Source organism: Citrobacter sp. wls710 (assembly GCF_005281115.1).
In the GTDB taxonomy this organism is placed as follows: Bacteria; Pseudomonadota; Gammaproteobacteria; order Enterobacterales; family Enterobacteriaceae; genus Citrobacter; species Citrobacter werkmanii.
In genome coordinates, this window is record NZ_SZXD01000001.1 from 1 (window position 1) to 19,221 (window position 19,221).

Sequence of the window (19,221 nt, forward strand, 5' to 3'; positions counted from 1 at the left end):
TATACCCATTTACACACAGAGTTATCCACAATCGCCGAAAAATTACTGATGCGCATTGCTGAAAAGTGGAGAGAACCGGTCCAGAGATCTCTATATAGAAAGCAATTCACACTACATATATAGAAGAAGGACTGACAACTTAAGCCCCATAATCCCTACCACCTTTGAATTACGCATCCCATCAGGCAATAATACCCGCACAAACCGTGATTCCAGGACCGTGATGAGATACTCACTGCAACGTACAGCTATACGCAAACGCCCGATGAAGCTCGGCACTACCGTGATCCTCATGGTCAGTGCAGTACTCTTCTCAGTGCTGCTTGTTGTTCATCTGATTTACTTTTCGCAAATCAGCAACATGACGCGCGATGCGTTAGCGGATAAAGCGCTTGCGGTCGCGCGGACGCTGGCAAACTCGCCGGAGATCCGTCAGGGATTAATGAAAAAACCTGAGGAAAGCGGCATTCAGGCTATTGCCCAGGCGGTGAATAAGAGCAACGATTTTTTGTTCATTGTCGTCACCGATATGCAAAGCATTCGTTACTCCCATCCCGAAGCGCAACGAATCGGTCAGCCATTTAAAGGCGATGACATTTTGCTGGCTTTGCAGGGCAAAGAGAATGTTGCCATTAATCGCGGGTTTCTGGCTAAAGCTCTGCGCGTGTTTACTCCTATCTATGATGAGCATCACCGACAGATTGGCGTAGTGGCGATCGGCCTTGAGCTAAGCAGAGTGACTGAGCAGATCAATAACAGTCGCGGCAGCATCTTCTGGTCCATCTTGTTTGGCGTTCTGGTTGGGTTACTCGGCACATGGGTATTCGTCAAAGTCCTTAAGCGCATTCTGTTTGGTCTGGAGCCGTATGAAATCTCCAATCTGTTCGAACAACGCCAGGCGATGCTGCACTCTATAAAGGAAGGTGTCATTGCTGTTGACGAGTGTGGTGAAGTCACGCTGATAAACCAGGCGGCGCAGGAACTGCTTGATTACCACAAATCACAAGACGATGCCCAACTCTCAACGCTCAGCCACGCGTGGTCACAGGTGGTCGATTTTTCGCAGGTGCTACGCGATGGAACGCCACGCCGCGATGAAGAGATCACGGTGAAAGATCGGCTACTCTTAATTAATACTGTTCCGGTACTCAGCAACGGAAAAATCATCGGGGCCATTTCAACGTTCCGCGATAAAACTGAAGTTCGGAAATTGATGCAACGCCTGGACGGTATGGTTAACTATGCCGACGCACTTCGTGAACGATCCCACGAATTCATGAACAAATTGCACGTGATTCTGGGATTATTGCACCTGAAAAGTTATAAGCAGCTTGAAAATTACATCCTGAAGACCGCGAACAATTATCAGGAAGAGATTGGCTCACTGTTAGGAAAAATAAAATCTCCGGTGATCGCTGGATTTTTACTCAGCAAGATTAATCGCACATCTGATTTAGGCCATAGTCTGGTCATTAGCAATGAAAGCCAATTGCCGGAAAACAGCAATGAAGATCAGGTAGCGGTGCTGATTACCGTTTTGGGGAATTTGATTGAAAACGCCCTGGAGGCGCTAGGTCAAGAACCGGGTGGCGAGATCAGCGTATCCTTGCACTATCGACACGGCTGGTTGCATTGCGAAGTGAATGACGATGGTCCAGGGATCGTCCCTGAACACATTGAGCACATCTTTGAAAAGGGCGTCTCGTCAAAAGGAACCGAACGAGGCGTCGGTTTAGCACTTGTGAAACAGCAGGTTGAAAGTGTTGGCGGCAATATTTCCGTCGAATCTGAACCTGGGGTCTTCACCCAATTTTTTGTACAGTTACCGTGGAATGGTGAGAGGGCCAGCAGATGATCAATGTCTTAATTGTCGATGACGATGCAATGGTAGCGGAATTAAATCGTCGTTATGTCGCACAACTCTCCGGTTTTCATTGCTGCGGAACAGCCTCTACGCTGGAGAAAGCCAAAGAGATCATCTTTCATAGCGGTCATCATATCGATTTGATTTTGCTAGATATTTACATGCAAAAAGAAAACGGTCTGGATCTGCTGCCCGTTCTGCACAGCGAAGGCTGCAAGTGTGATGTTATTGTCATCTCTTCCGCCGCTGACGCCACCACCATCAAAGACTCTCTTCACTATGGTGTCGTTGACTACCTGATCAAACCTTTCCAGGCCTCCCGTTTTGAAGAAGCGCTAACCGGCTGGCTACATAAGAAAACAGAGATGGAAAAGCATCAGTACTATGAACAGTCTGAGCTTGACCAACTGATTCACGGCAGCTCATCCAGTGAGCAGGAAGTACGTCGCTTACCGAAAGGATTAACGCCACAAACATTACGCACGCTGTGCCAGTGGATTGATGAGCACCAGGATCAGGAGTTCTCTACGGATGAGCTGGCCAATGAGGTCAATATCTCTCGTGTTTCTTGCCGAAAATACCTTATCTGGCTGGTTAATTGTCACATCTTATTTACCAGTATCCACTATGGCGTTACCGGTAGACCTGTTTATCGTTACCGCGTTCAGGCTGAGCAATACTCATTGCTTAAACAATATTGCCAATAAATACATTTTTGGGATTATTTGTTATTTGAAAGTAACAATTATTAAAATAATGAAAAATCCCTATTTTACTGACTGAAGCAGACGCTTTATTAATTTGCGTTAGATCAAATATATTTGTGCACAACATGTCAAACGCTATATTTCAATATTGATAAACATCACACTGTTTTTAATTTCAAAATCGCTAACAAAAGTTAATTAAGTATTATCTAACTCGCAGAGTGTGTATTTTTACCCATAAAGGATTAGTCTGCAATTAACCAGACATACAAAATCTAGACTGGTAGCAATGGAGACCATGCTACGTACCATGGACACCGTACATTTTTGTGAGCAAATAAAAGCATCCGCATGCCAATCTCATTACATCATGAAATGGCGTGACCGTGATCACATAAATAACCCACTCACTCATTCTGTCGGTGGTTCATACCATAGCGGAAAACGCAAAACAGATAAATTACAGCGTCAACCGCAGCTCTCTATGCCCAGTTATGCTTCCCATCGCCTGAGGATTCTCTCCTCTGTTCAACGCCACAGAAAAAAGCTAAATATCGCCATAACTTTAAAAAAACATTCTAGCAAGACATTTGAACATTAATCGCAAATACGGACATATCGAATACTGACCATTTTTTGATGCCTATTCTGGCAAAAAAGAATGTGGCACAGATCCATTTTTCAAAAAATTGACTGGGTTTTTCGCGAGGGTAAATAAAATGTTATTTAGTATACAACTTCTCATAATATTAATATGTTTGTTCTATGGTGCCAGAAAAGGTGGTATCGCACTGGGCTTATTAGGCGGTATCGGCCTGGTCATTCTGGTTTTCGTTTTCCATCTCCAGCCGGGTAAACCACCTGTAGACGTTATGCTGGTTATTATTGCCGTGGTGGCCGCATCGGCAACTTTGCAAGCCTCCGGCGGCCTTGACGTTATGCTGCAAATTGCTGAAAAGCTGTTGCGCCGTAACCCAAAATACGTTTCCATCGTCGCGCCGTTTGTTACCTGCACTCTGACAATTCTCTGTGGTACAGGCCACGTGGTATACACCATCCTGCCAATCATTTATGACGTTGCCATTAAGAACAATATTCGCCCGGAACGTCCGATGGCGGCGAGTTCTATCGGTGCGCAGATGGGTATTATCGCCAGCCCGGTTTCCGTTGCCGTTGTGTCACTGGTCGCCATGCTGGGTAACGTGACGTTTGAAGGCAAACATCTCGAATTCCTCGACCTGCTCAGCATCACCATCCCATCTACCCTGCTGGGTATACTGGCTATCGGTATTTTCAGTTGGTTCCGTGGTAAAGATCTGGATAAAGATGAAGAATTCCAGAAGTTTATTTCCGTACCTGAAAACCACAACTATGTTTATGGCGACACCGCCACGCTGTTAGACAAAAAACTGCCGAAAAGCAACTGGCTGGCTATGTGGATCTTCCTTGCCGCTATCGCCGTTGTTGCCGTGCTCGGCGCATTCTCTGAGCTGCGCCCTACCTTCAGCGGCAAACCGCTGTCCATGGTGCTGGTTATCCAGATGTTCATGCTGCTGACCGGTGCGCTGATTATTATCCTGACGAAGACCAATCCCGCTTCAATATCTAAAAACGAAGTCTTCCGTTCCGGTATGATCGCGATTGTGGCGGTGTACGGTATTGCCTGGATGGCCGAAACAATGTTCGGCGCGCACATGACGGAAATCGAAGGTGTGCTGGGCAATATGGTGAAAGAGTACCCGTGGGCCTATGCAATTGTTCTGCTGCTGGTATCCAAGTTTGTAAACTCCCAGGCAGCGGCGCTGGCGGCGATTGTTCCAGTCGCGCTGGCAATCGGGGTTGATCCAGCGTACATCGTTGCTTCGGCGCCGGCATGTTACGGTTACTACATTCTGCCGACCTACCCGAGCGATCTGGCTGCTATTCAGTTTGACCGTTCCGGTACCACCCACATCGGCCGCTTCGTTATCAACCACAGCTTCATTCTTCCTGGTTTGATCGGCGTAAGCGTATCCTGTGTCTTTGGTTGGATATTCGCCGCAATGTACGGTTTCCTGTAATCACAGTTCGCGTGCCGTCCGCATTGGTACGGCACGCCACTCTTAAGACACAGTGAATTTCTAAATTCCTGATAAAAATGAAAAGGCTGGAAGCAAATGTCAAAAGTTGAATTCACTTACCAGGCGGCTTTCCCACTGGGGGAAGACAAAACTGAGTACTACCTGCTGACATCCGATCACGTCAGCGTCGGCGAGTTTGAAGGCGAGACAATACTGAAAGTAGCCCCGGAAGCACTTACGCTACTGGCCCAGCAAGCCTTCCACGATGCCTCCTTCATGCTCCGCCCTGAACACCAACAGCAAGTCGCCTCAATTCTCCATGATCCCGAAGCCAGCGAAAACGATAAGTACGTAGCGCTGCAGTTCCTGAGAAACTCTGAAATCGCCGCCAAAGGCGTATTGCCAACCTGCCAGGACACCGGTACGGCCATTATCATGGGTAAAAAAGGCCAACGCGTATGGACCGGCGGCGGCGATGAAGCAGCGCTCTCCAAAGGCGTATTTAATACCTATATTGAAGATAACCTGCGCTACTCGCAAAACGCGGCGCTGGATATGTACAAAGAAGTGAATACCGGCACCAACCTGCCTGCGCAAATCGATCTGTACAGCGTGGACGGTGACGAATACAAATTCCTGTGCGTGGCCAAAGGCGGTGGCTCAGCCAACAAGACCTATCTGTATCAGGAAACTAAAGCGCTGCTGACTCCCGGAAAACTGAAAAACTTCCTGGTGGAAAAAATGCGCACGCTGGGTACCGCAGCTTGCCCGCCGTACCATATTGCATTCGTCATTGGCGGCACGTCAGCGGAAAGCACCCTTAAAACGGTGAAGCTGGCCAGCACACACTACTATGATGCACTGCCGACTGAAGGCAATGCCCACGGCCAGGCGTTCCGCGATCTGCAACTGGAACAGGAACTGCTGATCGAGGCACAGAAACTCGGCCTCGGCGCTCAGTTTGGCGGGAAATACTTCGCGCACGACATCCGCGTGATCCGCCTGCCTCGCCACGGCGCGTCCTGCCCGGTAGGTATGGGCGTTTCCTGCTCCGCGGACCGTAACATTAAAGCCAAAATTAACCGCGAAGGGATCTGGATTGAAAAACTGGAACATAATCCAGGCCAATACATCCCAGAATCTCTGCGCCAGGCTGGCGAAGGCGAAGTGGTTAAAGTCGACCTTAACCGCCCGATGAAAGAAATCCTCGCCCAGCTTTCGCAGTATCCGGTTTCTACCCGTCTGTCACTGAGCGGCACGATTATTGTTGGTCGTGACATCGCCCACGCGAAGCTAAAAGAGCGTATTGAGTCCGGCGAAGGTCTACCGCAGTACGTGAAAGATCATCCGATCTACTACGCGGGCCCGGCAAAAACGCCAGCAGGTTATCCGTCCGGCTCTTTAGGCCCGACTACCGCAGGTCGTATGGACTCCTATGTTGACCTGTTGCAGTCACACGGCGGCAGCATGATCATGCTGGCAAAAGGTAACCGTAGCCAGCAGGTGACAGACGCTTGCCACAAACACGGCGGTTTCTACTTAGGCAGCATCGGTGGACCGGCAGCGGTACTGGCGCAGCAGAGCATTAAGCATCTGGAATGCGTGGAATACCCGGAGCTGGGTATGGAAGCTATCTGGAAAATCGAAGTAGAAGATTTCCCGGCGTTCATCCTGGTCGATGATAAAGGCAACGATTTCTTCCAGCAAATCGTCAGCAAACAATGCGCTAACTGCGCGAAGTAACCTATTCGGCCCGGCACTGGACTGACACTAAAACTTTTGGCGTCAGTCCAGCGATCCCCCCGGGCCACCTTAATCCCCCCATTTACTGGCGTTGAATTTTTCCTGCTCACAGGGAATAGTAATCTTTTCCATTACGTGTGAATTCATAATGCTCCGCACACTGAACCCCATGATTTTGCAGTCTGGCGCGCTGATTCTGGCGCTGAACCTTATCTACACCGGCATCTGTGCCACTGAGAAAATCACCTGGCTGATGGAAGTCACGCCGGTCATTATCGTCGTACCGTTGTTGCTGACTACCGTAAAGCGCTACCCGTTGACGCCGCTGCTCTACACGCTAATTTTCTTTCACGCCATCATTCTGATGGTCGGCGGTATGTATACCTATGCCAAAGTCCCCGTCGGTTTTCAGGTTCAGGAATGGCTGGATCTTAGTCGCAATCCCTATGACAAGCTGGGTCATTTCTTTCAGGGGCTGGTGCCAGCACTGACGGCAAGAGAGATTTTAGTGCGCGGTAATATTGTCCGTGGCCGAAAAATGCTGGCATTTTTAGTCTGCTGCGTGGCATTGGCGATTAGCGCGACCTATGAGCTGATCGAATGGTGGGCGGCGCTGGCAATGGGTCAAGGAGCTGATGATTTTCTCGGCACGCAGGGCGACCCATGGGATACCCAATCCGATATGTTTTGCGCCCTGCTTGGGGCCTTAACCACCGTGATTTTACTGGCTAGGACGCATTGCAAGCAGCTGCGCCATTATGGGTTAGTCACCGCCAACTGAATGAAATCATTACCGGATGTCGCTGATGCGCATCCGGCCTGCGCCCTTGCCATTCAGCAATATCAGTATCAGCCAAAAAAATATTCCCCCTGTCGATAAACGGCGGTTAAAATCCGCCATCAATATAGAGTAACCCATTGTTTAAAAACACATAAAATACAAATCAGTCTGTTTTTCACCCGCTTTACAGCCCATTTTCTCAGGATAATACTTGCCTGCGTCACATTCATACGGTGTGTCTGCAATCCATAAATTGCAACCTTTCCACAACCGGGTAAAAGATGATGAAAGTATTAATTGTTGAAAGTGAGTTTCTGCATCAGGACACCTGGGTCGGTAGCGCTGTCGAACGCCTGGCTGACGCATTAAGCCGCCAGAATGTTACCGTCATTAAGTCCACCTCATTCGACGATGGTTACGCCATCCTCGCCGCAAATGAAGCCATTGATTGCCTGATGTTCAGCTATCAAATGGAACAACAAGATGAGCACCTGAATGTCAGGCAATTGATCGGCAAGCTCCACGAGCGCCAGCAAAACGTTCCCGTTTTCCTGTTGGGCGATCGCGAAAAAGCCACTGCATCTTTGGATCGCGACCTGCTGGAGCTTGTCGATGAATTCGCCTGGATTCTGGAAGATACCGCAGACTTTATCGCCGGGCGCGCCGTGGCGGCAATGACCCGTTACCGCCAGCAGCTTCTGCCGCCGCTGTTCAGCGCGCTGATGAAATACGGCGACATCCATGAATATTCCTGGGCAGCGCCTGGCCACCAGGGCGGCGTCGGTTTTACCAAAACCCCAGCCGGTCGTTTCTATCATGACTACTACGGTGAAAACTTATTCCGTACCGACATGGGTATCGAACGCACCTCCCTGGGTTCACTGCTGGATCATACTGGCGCATTTGGCGAGAGCGAAAAATATGCCGCCCGGGTGTTTGGGGCTGACCGCTCCTGGTCCGTGGTGGTCGGGACTTCCGGCTCTAACCGCACCATCATGCAAGCCTGTATGACCGACAACGACGTCGTGGTGCTGGATCGCAACTGCCATAAATCGATTGAACAGGGGCTGATCCTTACCGGGGCAAAACCGGTATACATGGTGCCTAGTCGCAACCGCTACGGCATTATCGGGCCTATCTACCCGCAGGAAATGCAGCCTGAAACATTGCAGAAAAAAATCAGTGAAAGCCCACTGACAAAAGGCAAAGCCGGACAAAAACCGTCATACAGCGTCGTGACTAACTGTACCTATGACGGCGTTTGCTACAACGCAAAAGAGGCGCAGGATCTGCTCGCGCAAACCAGCGATCGCATCCACTTCGATGAAGCCTGGTACGGCTATGCCCGCTTTAACCCAATTTATGCCGATCACTACGCCATGCGTGGCGCGCCGGGCGATCATAACGGCCCTACCGTTTTTGCCACCCACTCGACTCACAAACTGCTGAATGCGCTCTCACAGGCATCTTATATCCACGTCCGTGAAGGTCGTGGGGCCGTGAACTTCTCCCGCTTTAACCAGGCGTACATGATGCACGCTACCACCTCTCCGCTGTATGCCATCTGCGCCTCAAACGATGTGGCGGTTTCCATGATGGACGGTAACAGCGGCCTGTCGCTCACCCAGGAAGTGATCGACGAAGCGGTCGATTTCCGCCAGGCCATGGCGCGGCTGTACAAAGAATTCACCGCCGAAGGCGACTGGTTCTTCAAACCATGGAACAAAGAGGTGGTAACCGATCCGCAGACCGGCAAAACCTATGACTTTGCCGATGCGCCAACCCAACTCCTGACCACTGACCAGAATTGCTGGGTAATGCGTCCGGGCGAATCCTGGCACGGGTTTAAAGACCTGCCGGATAACTGGAGCATGCTGGACCCGATTAAAGTCAGTATTCTGGCGCCGGGTATGGGCGACAATGGCGAACTGGAAGAGACCGGTGTTCCAGCTGCACTGGTCACCGCCTGGCTTGGCCGTCACGGTATCGTGCCGACGCGTACCACCGACTTCCAGATTATGTTCCTGTTCTCAATGGGGATTACCCGTGGGAAATGGGGCACACTGATCAACACGTTGTGCTCTTTCAAACATCACTACGATGCGAATACTCCGCTGGCACAGGTAATGCCTGAACTGGTGGAGGAACATCCAGACACTTACGCAAACATGGGCATTCACGATCTTGGCGACACCATGTTTGCCTGGCTGAAAGAGAACAACCCTGGCAGCCGTCTCAATGCAGCCTACTCCGGCCTGCCTGTTGCTGAAATTACACCGCGTGAAGCCTATAACGCGATTGTCAGCGATAACGTTGAGATGGTGGCCATTGAAAATCTGCAGGGCCGTATAGCAGCGAACTCCGTGATTCCTTACCCACCAGGAATTCCGATGCTGTTGTCCGGGGAAAACTTTGGCGATGCTAACAGCCCGCAGATTAGTTATCTACGTTCGTTGCAGTCCTGGGACCACCACTTCCCTGGATTTGAACATGAAACCGAAGGAACGGAAATTATTGACGGTGTGTATCACGTCATGTGCGTGAAAGCATAATGTCTTTTTTAGATAGTCCGATTTGAAGGATGACATGTCATGCTTGAGTAATTCCTGAGTATTGCTGCAAAACAATAACATTGTCATACCTTTTTGCGCGGGACCACCCCGCGCTTTTTTTATACGAAAATTGTACGTTGCCACTTGCGTAAAAATTTATGTACACGGCAATAATCCCTACAGATATTGTAATTAATCAAAATATCGCTATTTTATCGCTTGTCTTGATTCATCACACAATTTCATTTGCCGGTTATTTCTTGCCCAATGGTGAGTTACGGTAGTTTATGTCATATTCCTGGAGTTTGGGTATGAGACTTTGCAGCAAAGAAGCGTGTGTTGTGGTATTAACAGAGAAGGATGTTTGGTTAAGGATTAACGGTAAAGAAGCCATCAGTTTAAAAGCTAATCATATGGCATTAGTGGCATGTGATAACAATATTATCGATTTCTCATCACTTAATAACGCACAGGTCGTACATATCAACCGAGATATCATTAAAGACTATCTGCGTTTTTTAAATAAGGACCTTTCACAGATCCCATTCTGGCAGCGGAGTGCTAACCCAGTGATCACCGCTACCTGCCTGACGCCGGATGTCTTCCGGGTGGCCGCTCAACATAGCGTAATGGAAACAGGGGACGAAGGTGAAAGAGAGCGCACACGCTCACTACTATTCACGGTGCTATCCCGCTTTCTTGACAGCAAAAAATTTATCTCTTTGCTCATGCATATGCTGCGTAGTCGTATCAGCGACAGCGTTTATCACATTATTGAGAGCGACATACACAAAGACTGGAATTTAAGCATGGTCGCCAGTTGCTTATGCCTGAGTCCCAGTTTGTTAAAGAAAAAACTCAAAAGTGAAAATACAAGTTATAGCCAAATAATTACCACATGTCGCATGCGTTATGCCGTCAATCAACTCCTGATGGACGAGAAAAACATTTCCCAGGTCTCTCAACTGTGCGGATATAACAGTACCTCATACTTTATTTCCGTATTCAAAGAGTTTTATGGGATGACGCCACTGCATTATGTTAGTCAATATCGGGAGCCATCCGCTGCCTGAGTTTTAATCAGTTAGCGATAAGCCATAATAATATCAGCATTAGCGATACCCCAGCTCCGTCATCATAAAATAGTCTTTTGAAGAGGTATGATAAGTCCGTCATTTATCCTTATCAGGAGTTAAAAAATATGTCGACGGATGCTGATGCTCACAAAGTGGGCTTAATCCCCGTCACCCTTATGGTGTCGGGGAATATTATGGGTTCCGGTGTATTCCTGCTGCCCGCAAACCTTGCGTCAACTGGCGGGATTGCAATCTACGGATGGTTGGTCACGATTATCGGTGCTCTGGCACTGTCGATGGTGTACGCAAAAATGTCGTCCTTAGACTCCAGTCCCGGTGGTTCTTATGCTTATGCCCGCCGCTGCTTCGGTCCATTTTTAGGCTACCAGACTAACGTCCTGTACTGGCTGGCCTGCTGGATTGGTAACATCGCCATGGTGGTCATTGGCGTCGGTTACCTGAGCTACTTCTTCCCCATCTTAAAAGATCCGCTGGTCCTGACGCTGACCTGTGTCGTGGTACTGTGGATCTTCGTATTGCTGAACATTGTCGGCCCGAAAATGATCACCCGTGTACAGGCCGTCGCAACGGTGCTGGCGCTGGTGCCGATTGTTGGGATTGCCGTCTTCGGCTGGTTCTGGTTCCGCGGTGAAACCTATATGGCGGCCTGGAACGTCAGCGGTATGAATACCTTCGGCGCAATTCAAAGCACCCTGAACGTGACCTTATGGTCATTTATCGGGGTGGAAAGTGCCTCCGTCGCGGCAGGCGTGGTTAAAAATCCTAAACGTAATGTGCCTATCGCCACCATTGGCGGGGTGCTGATTGCCGCCGTTTGCTACGTGCTCTCCACAACGGCGATTATGGGGATGATCCCTAACGCTGCGCTACGTGTTTCGGCCTCGCCGTTCGGTGATGCCGCAAGAATGGCGCTGGGCGACACCGCAGGCGCTATCGTCTCCTTCTGCGCTGCTGCCGGGTGTCTTGGTTCACTGGGCGGATGGACGCTGCTGGCCGGACAAACCGCCAAAGCGGCGGCCGATGACGGTCTGTTCCCGCCGATTTTTGCCCGCGTTAACAAAGCCGGTACCCCGGTGGCCGGGTTAATTATCGTCGGCATCCTGATGACCATTTTCCAGTTCAGCAGCATGTCGCCGAACGCCGCAAAAGAGTTTGGTCTGGTCTCTTCGGTTTCGGTCATCTTCACGCTGGTGCCATATCTGTACACCTGTGCCGCGTTGTTGCTGCTCGGTCATGGTCACTTCGGCAAAGCGCGCCCGCTGTATCTGGCGGTAACCTTTATCGCCTTTGTCTACTGCATCTGGGCGGTTATTGGTTCTGGCGCCAAAGAGGTGATGTGGTCGTTCGTCACGCTGATGATTATTACCGCGCTGTACGCACTTAACTACAACCGGATCCATAAAAACCCCTATCCATTGGATGCCCCGGTAAAAAATAGTTAACGCAAGCGGCACTGGTGAATAGCCGACATCCAACAAAAAGCCAATCTTAAGAACTTAAGGTTGGCTTAATTTTACTTTGAGAGGATCTGCCCCACTTAGTCGATGGAATCCCTTTCATGTTAAAGCACCTGTTTAAAAGGCCCGCTCTCGGGTTAATCAGCTGGCTTCTGCTGCTCTCATTTTATCTTGCGACCTTTCTGAACATTGCGTTCTATAAACAAGTGCTGCAAGACCTGCCTCTGGATTCTGTGCGCAACGTGTTGGTGTTTTTATCGATGCCGGTCGTCGCTTTCAGCGTTATGAATATCGTGCTGACGCTGGCCTCCTTCCTGTGGCTTAACCGTCTGGTGGCGTGCGTTTTTATTCTGGTTGGCGCATCGGCTCAATATTTCATCATGACCTACGGCATCATCATCGACCGCTCGATGATCGCCAATATGATGGACACCACGCCCGCCGAAACCTTCGCCCTGATGACGCCACAAATGGTAATTACGCTCGGGGTGAGCGGTATTCTGGCCGCGCTCATTGCCTGCTGGATAAGAATCAAGCCTATTACTCCAGCGCTGCGCAGCGTGTTGTTCCGTGGCGCGAACATTCTGATCTCCGCGCTGCTGATCGTACTGGTCGCCGCGTTCTTCTATAAAGATTACGCCTCACTGTTTCGCAACAACAAAGAATTGGTGAAATCCCTCAGCCCATCCAACAGCATTGTGGCGACGTCATCATGGTATTCGCACCAGAGGCTGGCCCACCTACCATTGGTACGCATTGGCGAAGATGCGCATCGCAATCCGTTGATGGTCAAAGAAAAGCGTAAAAACCTGACAATTGTGGTTCTCGGCGAGACCTCCCGCGGCGACAACTTCTCCCTGTCCGGCTATGCGCGCCAGACCAACCCGCTACTGGAAAAAGATAATGTGGTCTATTTCCCGCGCACGACGTCCTGCGGTACGGCCACGGCGGTATCTGTGCCCTGCATGTTCTCCGATATGCCGCGCGCGCATTACGATGAAGAACTGGCTCAGCATCAGGAAGGCGTACTCGACATCATCCAGCGGGCGGGAATTAACGTGCTGTGGAATGATAACGACGGTGGATGTAAAGGAGCCTGCGATCGGGTGCCGCACCAGAATATGACTAAGCTGAACCTGCCAGGACAGTGTATTGATGGTGAATGCTATGATGACGTCCTGTTCCACGGGCTGGAAGAGTACATTAATAATCTGCAAGGCGACGGCGTGATTGTGCTGCACACCATCGGCAGCCACGGTCCGACCTATTACAACCGCTATCCTGCGCAGTTCAAGAAATTTACGCCAACCTGCGACACCAACGAGATCCAGACCTGTTCCCAGCAACAGCTGGTCAATACGTACGACAACACGATTCTATATGTTGACTATATTGTTGATAAAGCAATCAATATACTGAAAGAGCATCAGGATAATTTTACCACCAGCCTGGTCTATCTTTCCGATCACGGCGAATCCTTAGGGGAAAATGGCGTCTATTTGCACGGCCTGCCGTATTCGATTGCACCAGATACACAAAAACATGTGCCGATGCTGCTGTGGCTCTCAGAAGATTATCAGCAACGCTATCAGGTCTCTCAGACATGTTTGCAAAAACGAGCAAGCTCAGAGAACTTCTCACAGGATAATCTGTTCTCGACCCTGCTGGGATTAACGGGCGTGCAAACACAGAAATATCAGGCGGCAGATGATATTCTGCAACCCTGCCGGGGAGGCTAAGCGAATGAAAATTCTGATTGTTGAAGACGATACGTTGTTATTACAGGGACTGATACTCGCCGCGCAAACGGAAGGCTATGCCTGCGACGGTGTATCAACGGCCCGGGCAGCGGAGCAATGTCTGGAGACCGGACATTACAGTCTGGTGGTTCTGGATCTGGGTTTACCGGATGAAGACGGTCTGCACTTCCTGAACAGGATCAGGCAGAAAAAATACACCGTACCGGTGCTTATCCTCACCGCCCGCGATACGGTAAAAGACCGGGTCAGCGGGCTGGACGTGGGCGCCGATGACTATCTGGTCAAACCGTTCGCGCTGGAAGAACTGCACGCCCGCATCCGGGCGCTGCTGCGTCGTCATAACAATCAGGGTGAAAGCGAATTAATTGTCAGTAACCTGACGCTGAATATCGGTCGTCGCCAGGTGTGGATGGACGGGCAAGAGATTATCTTAACGCCGAAAGAATACGCGCTCCTGTCGCGTCTGATGCTCAAGGCAGGCAGTCCGGTTCACCGGGAAATTCTGTATAACGACATCTACAGTTGGGATAACGAACCGTCGACCAATACGCTGGAAGTCCACATCCATAATCTGCGCGATAAAGTGGGGAAATCACGTATCCGCACGGTCAGGGGATTTGGCTATATGCTGGTCGCCACTGAGGAAAGCTAAGTGAAGCTGCTGCAATATCTAAAACGACCTCTCCCTCTTCGCCAACGGTTAATACTGACGATCGGTCTAATTCTGCTGGTCTTTCAGCTCATTAGCACCTTCTGGTTGTGGCACGAAAGTACCGAGCAAATACAGTTATTCGAACAGGCGCTGCGCGATAACCGTAACAACGATCGCCACATCATGCATGAGATCCGCGAGGCTATCGCCAGCCTGATCGTCCCCGGCATCTTTATGGTCAGCCTGACGCTGCTGATTTGCTACCAGGCGGTGCGACGTATTACCCGTCCCCTTGCCGATCTGCAAAAAGAGTTAGAAGCACGGGCAGCCGATAACCTGGCCCCCATTGAAATTCACAGTTCAACCGTTGAGATACAGGCGGTCGTCTCAGCGCTCAACGAGCTGGTGACGCGGCTGACCACCACTATCGAAAACGAACGCTTATTTACCGCCGATGTCGCCCACGAACTGCGCACACCGCTGTCAGGCGTTCGCCTGCATCTGGAATTATTGTCCAAAACCCATAAAGTCGACGTTTCGCCGTTAATTGCACGCCTTGACCAAATGATGGACAGCGTGTCGCAACTGCTGCAACTCGCCCGCGTCGGGCAGTCGTTTTCGGCCGGAAGCTACCAACATGTCAAACTGCTGGAGGACGTGATTCTGCCCTCCTATGACGAACTCAGCACCATGCTGGACCAGCGCCAGCAGACGCTGCTCCTCCCGCAAAGCGCGGCGGACGTTGTCGTACGTGGCGACGCAACGCTGTTACGCATGCTGCTGCGCAATCTGGTAGAGAACGCCCACCGTTACAGCCCGGAAGGCACTACTATTACGATCGGCCTGAATACCGAACATGATGCCGTCATGGCCGTCGAAGATGAAGGTCCAGGCATTGATGAAAGTAAATGCGGGGAGTTAAGCAAAGCGTTTGTACGGATGGACAGCCGTTTTGGCGGCATTGGGCTGGGGCTGAGCATTGTCAGTCGGATCACCCAGCTACATCACGGGCATTTCTATTTGCAGAATCGTCAGGGAACGAGCGGCACTCGCGCCTGGGTGGAATTAGCGAAAGCTCAGTAAGAACTCACCCATACGTACAAAAAGCTGCTGACGATCAGCACGCTACACAGGGCAGTTAAACTTTCATAAATGCGGGTTTTCATGACACTCTCCTCCGAAACTATGGAGGAGAGTTTGCCTGAAGGATATTAAGCCAACCTTAAGTCGCTGTGATAGATCAACATAATGCGCCGGATGGCAGTTGGCGCCTTATCCGGCCTACTGAGTACAACGCTACCTGTAGGCCTGAGAGCTGATTACTCATCAATACGCGGATGCTGCTGCACCAGGCGCGAACGCTTAAGCTGCAATTCCGCAATTTCCTGATCAATATCTTCGATTTTATGCTCGATGTTATCGTAGTGCTCACCGAGGATCTCTTTCGCTTCCTGAATATCCGAAGCGGCAGGCGTCGCCCCTTTCAGTGGCTTATTCGCGGTCTCTTTCATGGTGATACCGGTAATTAAACCAACCACCGCAATCACCATCAGGTAATAAGCAGGCATCATCAGATTCTGCGAACTTTCCACCAGCCAGGCAGCCAGGGTTGGCGTCAGACCCGCAACCAGGACCGAGATATTAAACGCCGCCGCCAACGCGCTATAACGAATATGCGTCGGGAACATCGCCGGTAACGTTGAAGCCATCACCCCGGTAAAGCAGTTGAGGATCACCGCCAGCATCAGCAGCCCGGCAAAAATCAGGCCGATGACATTACTGTTAATCAGAATAAATGCCGGAATGGCCAGCACAAATAGCGCAATACTGCCCATAATCACAAACGGGCGACGACCGAAGCGGTCGCTGAGCAGACCCATCACCGGCTGCACAAACAACATACCAATCATAATGGCGATAATAATCAGCACGCCGTGATCTTCAGAGTAATGCAGGTTATGCGACAGGTAGCTCGGCATATAGGTGAGCAGCATGTAATAGGTAACGTTGGTGGCAATCACCAGGCCGATACATGCCAACAGGCTGCGCCAGTGTTTGGTAGCAATCTCTTTAAAGGAAACCTTCGGACCTTCCTGCAGACCCTCACGGTCGCCCTGTTCCAGTTTATCAACGTGCTGCTGGAACGCCGGCGTCTCTTCCAGCGCATGACGCAGGTACAGACCAATCAGCCCTAACGGCAGCGCCAGGAAGAACGGAATACGCCAGCCCCACTCAAGGAAATTTTCCTCGCCGACAATGGTTGAAATCAGAACCACCACGCCCGCGCCCAACACAAACCCGGCGATCGAACCGAAGTCCAGCCAGCTCCCCATAAATCCACGCTTACGGTCAGGCGAATATTCCGCGACAAAAATCGACGCCCCGGTGTACTCTCCGCCGACCGAGAATCCCTGTGCCATCTTACATACAAGCAGCAGAATCGGCGCCCAGATACCAATCGAGGCATACGAGGGAATAAGACCGATACAGAAGGTACTGATCGACATAATCACAATGGTGATAGCGAGGATCTTCTGACGACCGTATTTATCGCCGAGCATACCGAAGAACAATCCGCCAAGCGGTCGAATCAGAAAGGGAACAGAGAAGGTGGCGAGCGCGGCAACCATCTGCACGCTGGGGTCAGCCCCCGGGAAGAACACTTTACCTAATGCGTAAGCAACAAACCCATAAACACCAAAATCGAACCACTCCATCGCATTACCTAACGACGCCGCGGTAATGGCTTTTCGCAACTTTCCGTCATCAATGATGGTGACGTCGCGCAGCGTAATGGGTTTTATTTTTTTCCTTTTTAGCATACCAGTCCTCTTAGACTTAGCCCTGTCGCGCACAGTTCGACGCTCCTAACGCAACATGCGCTAAGGTCATCGCCGAGCGGGGAATGCACAGACGCAATCCCTGTAACAAGCGTAGCAGGTTTACTTACACTGGCTGGAAACGAGCAGTACAACCGAACCTGTTGACGCCTGATTGGGCGGTTAATGACCTCTTTACCCTAACAGTGTTTAAATTTGTGATCAACTTCACACATGGTATTTCATTTCGTCAACCTGCGTAAATAAGGTCATTCTGAGTCAGCTTTTTTACATGTCATGCTTGCGATTTACTGACAATTAAATACAAGAATAAATCGCTTTATTAAACAAACAATCACAGCGGTCACTATTATTCTGCTAGCAAAAAAACCACCTAATCACTTCACAAAAAGATCACAGCTTTTTTAATAATCAGAGCGCTTGAGAATTTTTGCGCGGAATATGTGATGAAGATAACTAAAACATCGTTTTATTTTGATTGAATCAATGTTCCCATGAATGCAAACTAATTCCAGACGCAATATCCTTGGGAGCAGTAACACGCTCAACGTATGCCGCGTTAGATTCTATAAAACAAAGAGATAGCGATTACCTTTGTTAAGAAATTTTAGTAACCATTTGAATTTATTAATTTTTAACTCCTTGCGCATATAGTGCCTGCGACAAGATATGAGGACGTTTATGAAAATTAAAGCCACGATTGAACGCATCCCCGGCGGAATGATGTTGATTCCCCTGTTATTAGGCGCAGTGTTAAATACCTTGGCTCCCGATACTGGCGCGTATTTCGGATCGTTTACCAAAGGCATGATCAGCGGAACGGTGCCTATTCTGGCGGTGTGGTTTTTTTGTATTGGCGCATCTATTGATTTACGGGCAACCGGTACAGTATTACGTAAGTCCGGTACGTTGGTCATCACCAAAATAGCCGTGGCGTGGGTAGTGGCAATGATAGCCGCGTCATTTATTCCTGATACCGGTATTCAAACCGGGTTCTTTGCGGGACTTTCGGTACTGGCAATTGTTTCCGCGATGGATATGACCAACGGTGGTCTGTACGCCAGCCTGATGAACCAGTACGGAACGAAAGAAGAGTCCGGCGCATTTGTATTAATGTCTCTGGAATCCGGTCCGTTGATGACGATGGTGATCCTTGGTTCAGCGGGCCTGGCCTCCTTCGAGCCACACCATTTTATCGGCGCGGTATTACCGTTCCTGATTGGCTTTACGCTGGGTAACCTGGATCACGATCTACGTTCTTTCTTCAGCAAAGCCACGCCGGTACTAATCCCGTTCTTCGGCTTTGCGCTGGGCAATACCATTAACCTGAGCGTCATCGTTGATACCGGTCTGTTGGGTATTCTGCTGGGCGTCGCGGTAATCGTTATCACCGGTATCCCGCTGATTATTGCTGACCGCGTTATCGGTGGCGGGAACGGTACGGCAGGTGTGGCAGCCTCTTCTGCGGCAGGCGCTGCGGTGGCAAACCCGGTGATTATCGCCCAGATTAACCCGGCATTTGAACCGGTTGCCGCCTCCGCCACGGCGCTGGTTGCTGCCAGCGTGATTGTCACCGCCATTTTGGTGCCGATTATCACCGCGCTGTATGCCAAACGCTTTAATAAAAACCTGGTCGCCAACGAGACGATGGCAACCCCGGCAGATACTCTGCACCACTAACTCTGCCTTAGCCTCACTGACCGTCCCT

Annotated in this window: 14 protein-coding genes; 12 read left to right on the forward strand and 2 right to left on the reverse strand. The window is 50.2% G+C overall.

The genetic code is table 11. The features are described from left to right. Positions 1 to 223 precede the first annotated feature (223 nt). From FDX14_RS00005 to pmrB, 11 genes are all read left to right on the forward strand, one after another. A complete protein-coding gene (locus FDX14_RS00005; protein WP_042312887.1) occupies positions 224 to 1,855 on the forward strand; it encodes a sensor histidine kinase in 1,632 nt (543 codons plus the stop codon). Continuing rightward, positions 1,852 to 2,571 carry a two-component system response regulator DcuR gene (dcuR, locus tag FDX14_RS00010; protein WP_042312889.1) on the forward strand — a complete coding sequence of 240 codons (720 nt, stop codon included), beginning with the start codon at positions 1,852 to 1,854 and terminating at the stop codon, positions 2,569 to 2,571. Before FDX14_RS00005 ends, dcuR begins: the two co-directional genes overlap by 4 nt. 719 nt (positions 2,572 to 3,290) lie before the next feature. Then, positions 3,291 to 4,631, forward strand: coding sequence for an anaerobic C4-dicarboxylate transporter DcuB (gene dcuB / locus FDX14_RS00015; protein ID WP_003031873.1), 1,341 nt, complete (start codon positions 3,291 to 3,293; stop codon positions 4,629 to 4,631). A gap of 96 nt (positions 4,632 to 4,727) precedes the next feature. Further along, positions 4,728 to 6,374, forward strand: coding sequence for a class I fumarate hydratase FumA (gene fumA / locus FDX14_RS00020; RefSeq protein WP_003031871.1), 1,647 nt, complete (start codon positions 4,728 to 4,730; stop codon positions 6,372 to 6,374). Positions 6,375 to 6,522: 148 nt separating this feature from the next. Beyond that, positions 6,523 to 7,155 (forward strand): DUF2238 domain-containing protein, encoded by a 633-nt coding sequence (locus tag FDX14_RS00025; RefSeq protein WP_137348827.1) that lies wholly within the window; start codon positions 6,523 to 6,525, stop codon positions 7,153 to 7,155. 284 nt (positions 7,156 to 7,439) lie between these two features. Next, positions 7,440 to 9,707 carry an arginine decarboxylase gene (gene adiA, locus FDX14_RS00030; RefSeq protein WP_137348858.1) on the forward strand — a complete coding sequence of 756 codons (2,268 nt, stop codon included), beginning with the start codon at positions 7,440 to 7,442 and terminating at the stop codon, positions 9,705 to 9,707. A gap of 311 nt (positions 9,708 to 10,018) precedes the next feature. Beyond that, positions 10,019 to 10,780: an AraC family transcriptional regulator gene (locus FDX14_RS00035; protein ID WP_137348828.1), complete on the forward strand. Its 762-nt coding sequence runs from the start codon at positions 10,019 to 10,021 to the stop codon at positions 10,778 to 10,780. Between the two features lie 128 nt (positions 10,781 to 10,908). After that, complete coding sequence (adiC, locus tag FDX14_RS00040; RefSeq protein WP_038636433.1) at positions 10,909 to 12,246, forward strand: arginine/agmatine antiporter; 1,338 nt, start codon at positions 10,909 to 10,911, stop codon at positions 12,244 to 12,246. 116 nt (positions 12,247 to 12,362) lie between these two features. Next, positions 12,363 to 14,000 carry a phosphoethanolamine transferase EptA gene (eptA, locus tag FDX14_RS00045; RefSeq protein ID WP_137348829.1) on the forward strand — a complete coding sequence of 546 codons (1,638 nt, stop codon included), beginning with the start codon at positions 12,363 to 12,365 and terminating at the stop codon, positions 13,998 to 14,000. Positions 14,001 to 14,004: 4 nt separating this feature from the next. After that, on the forward strand, positions 14,005 to 14,673 hold the full coding sequence (pmrA, locus tag FDX14_RS00050; protein WP_038636427.1) for a two-component system response regulator PmrA: 669 nt from the start codon (positions 14,005 to 14,007) through the stop codon (positions 14,671 to 14,673). Then, positions 14,674 to 15,756 (forward strand): two-component system sensor histidine kinase PmrB, encoded by a 1,083-nt coding sequence (gene pmrB, locus FDX14_RS00055; RefSeq protein WP_038636424.1) that lies wholly within the window; start codon positions 14,674 to 14,676, stop codon positions 15,754 to 15,756. Here the strand turns inward: pmrB and pmrR are convergent. Next, complete coding sequence (gene pmrR, locus FDX14_RS25645; RefSeq protein WP_038636421.1) at positions 15,750 to 15,839, reverse strand: LpxT activity modulator PmrR; 90 nt, start codon at positions 15,837 to 15,839, stop codon at positions 15,750 to 15,752. The genes pmrB and pmrR overlap by 7 nt on opposite strands. 153 nt (positions 15,840 to 15,992) lie before the next feature. Further along, positions 15,993 to 17,495 (reverse strand): glycine betaine/L-proline transporter ProP, encoded by a 1,503-nt coding sequence (proP, locus tag FDX14_RS00065; protein ID WP_042312901.1) that lies wholly within the window; start codon positions 17,493 to 17,495, stop codon positions 15,993 to 15,995. A 699-nt stretch (positions 17,496 to 18,194) separates the two neighbouring features. Here proP and kdgT point away from each other — a divergent pair. Beyond that, complete coding sequence (kdgT, locus tag FDX14_RS00070; RefSeq protein ID WP_137348830.1) at positions 18,195 to 19,193, forward strand: 2-keto-3-deoxygluconate transporter; 999 nt, start codon at positions 18,195 to 18,197, stop codon at positions 19,191 to 19,193. Positions 19,194 to 19,221: the final 28 nt, after the last annotated feature.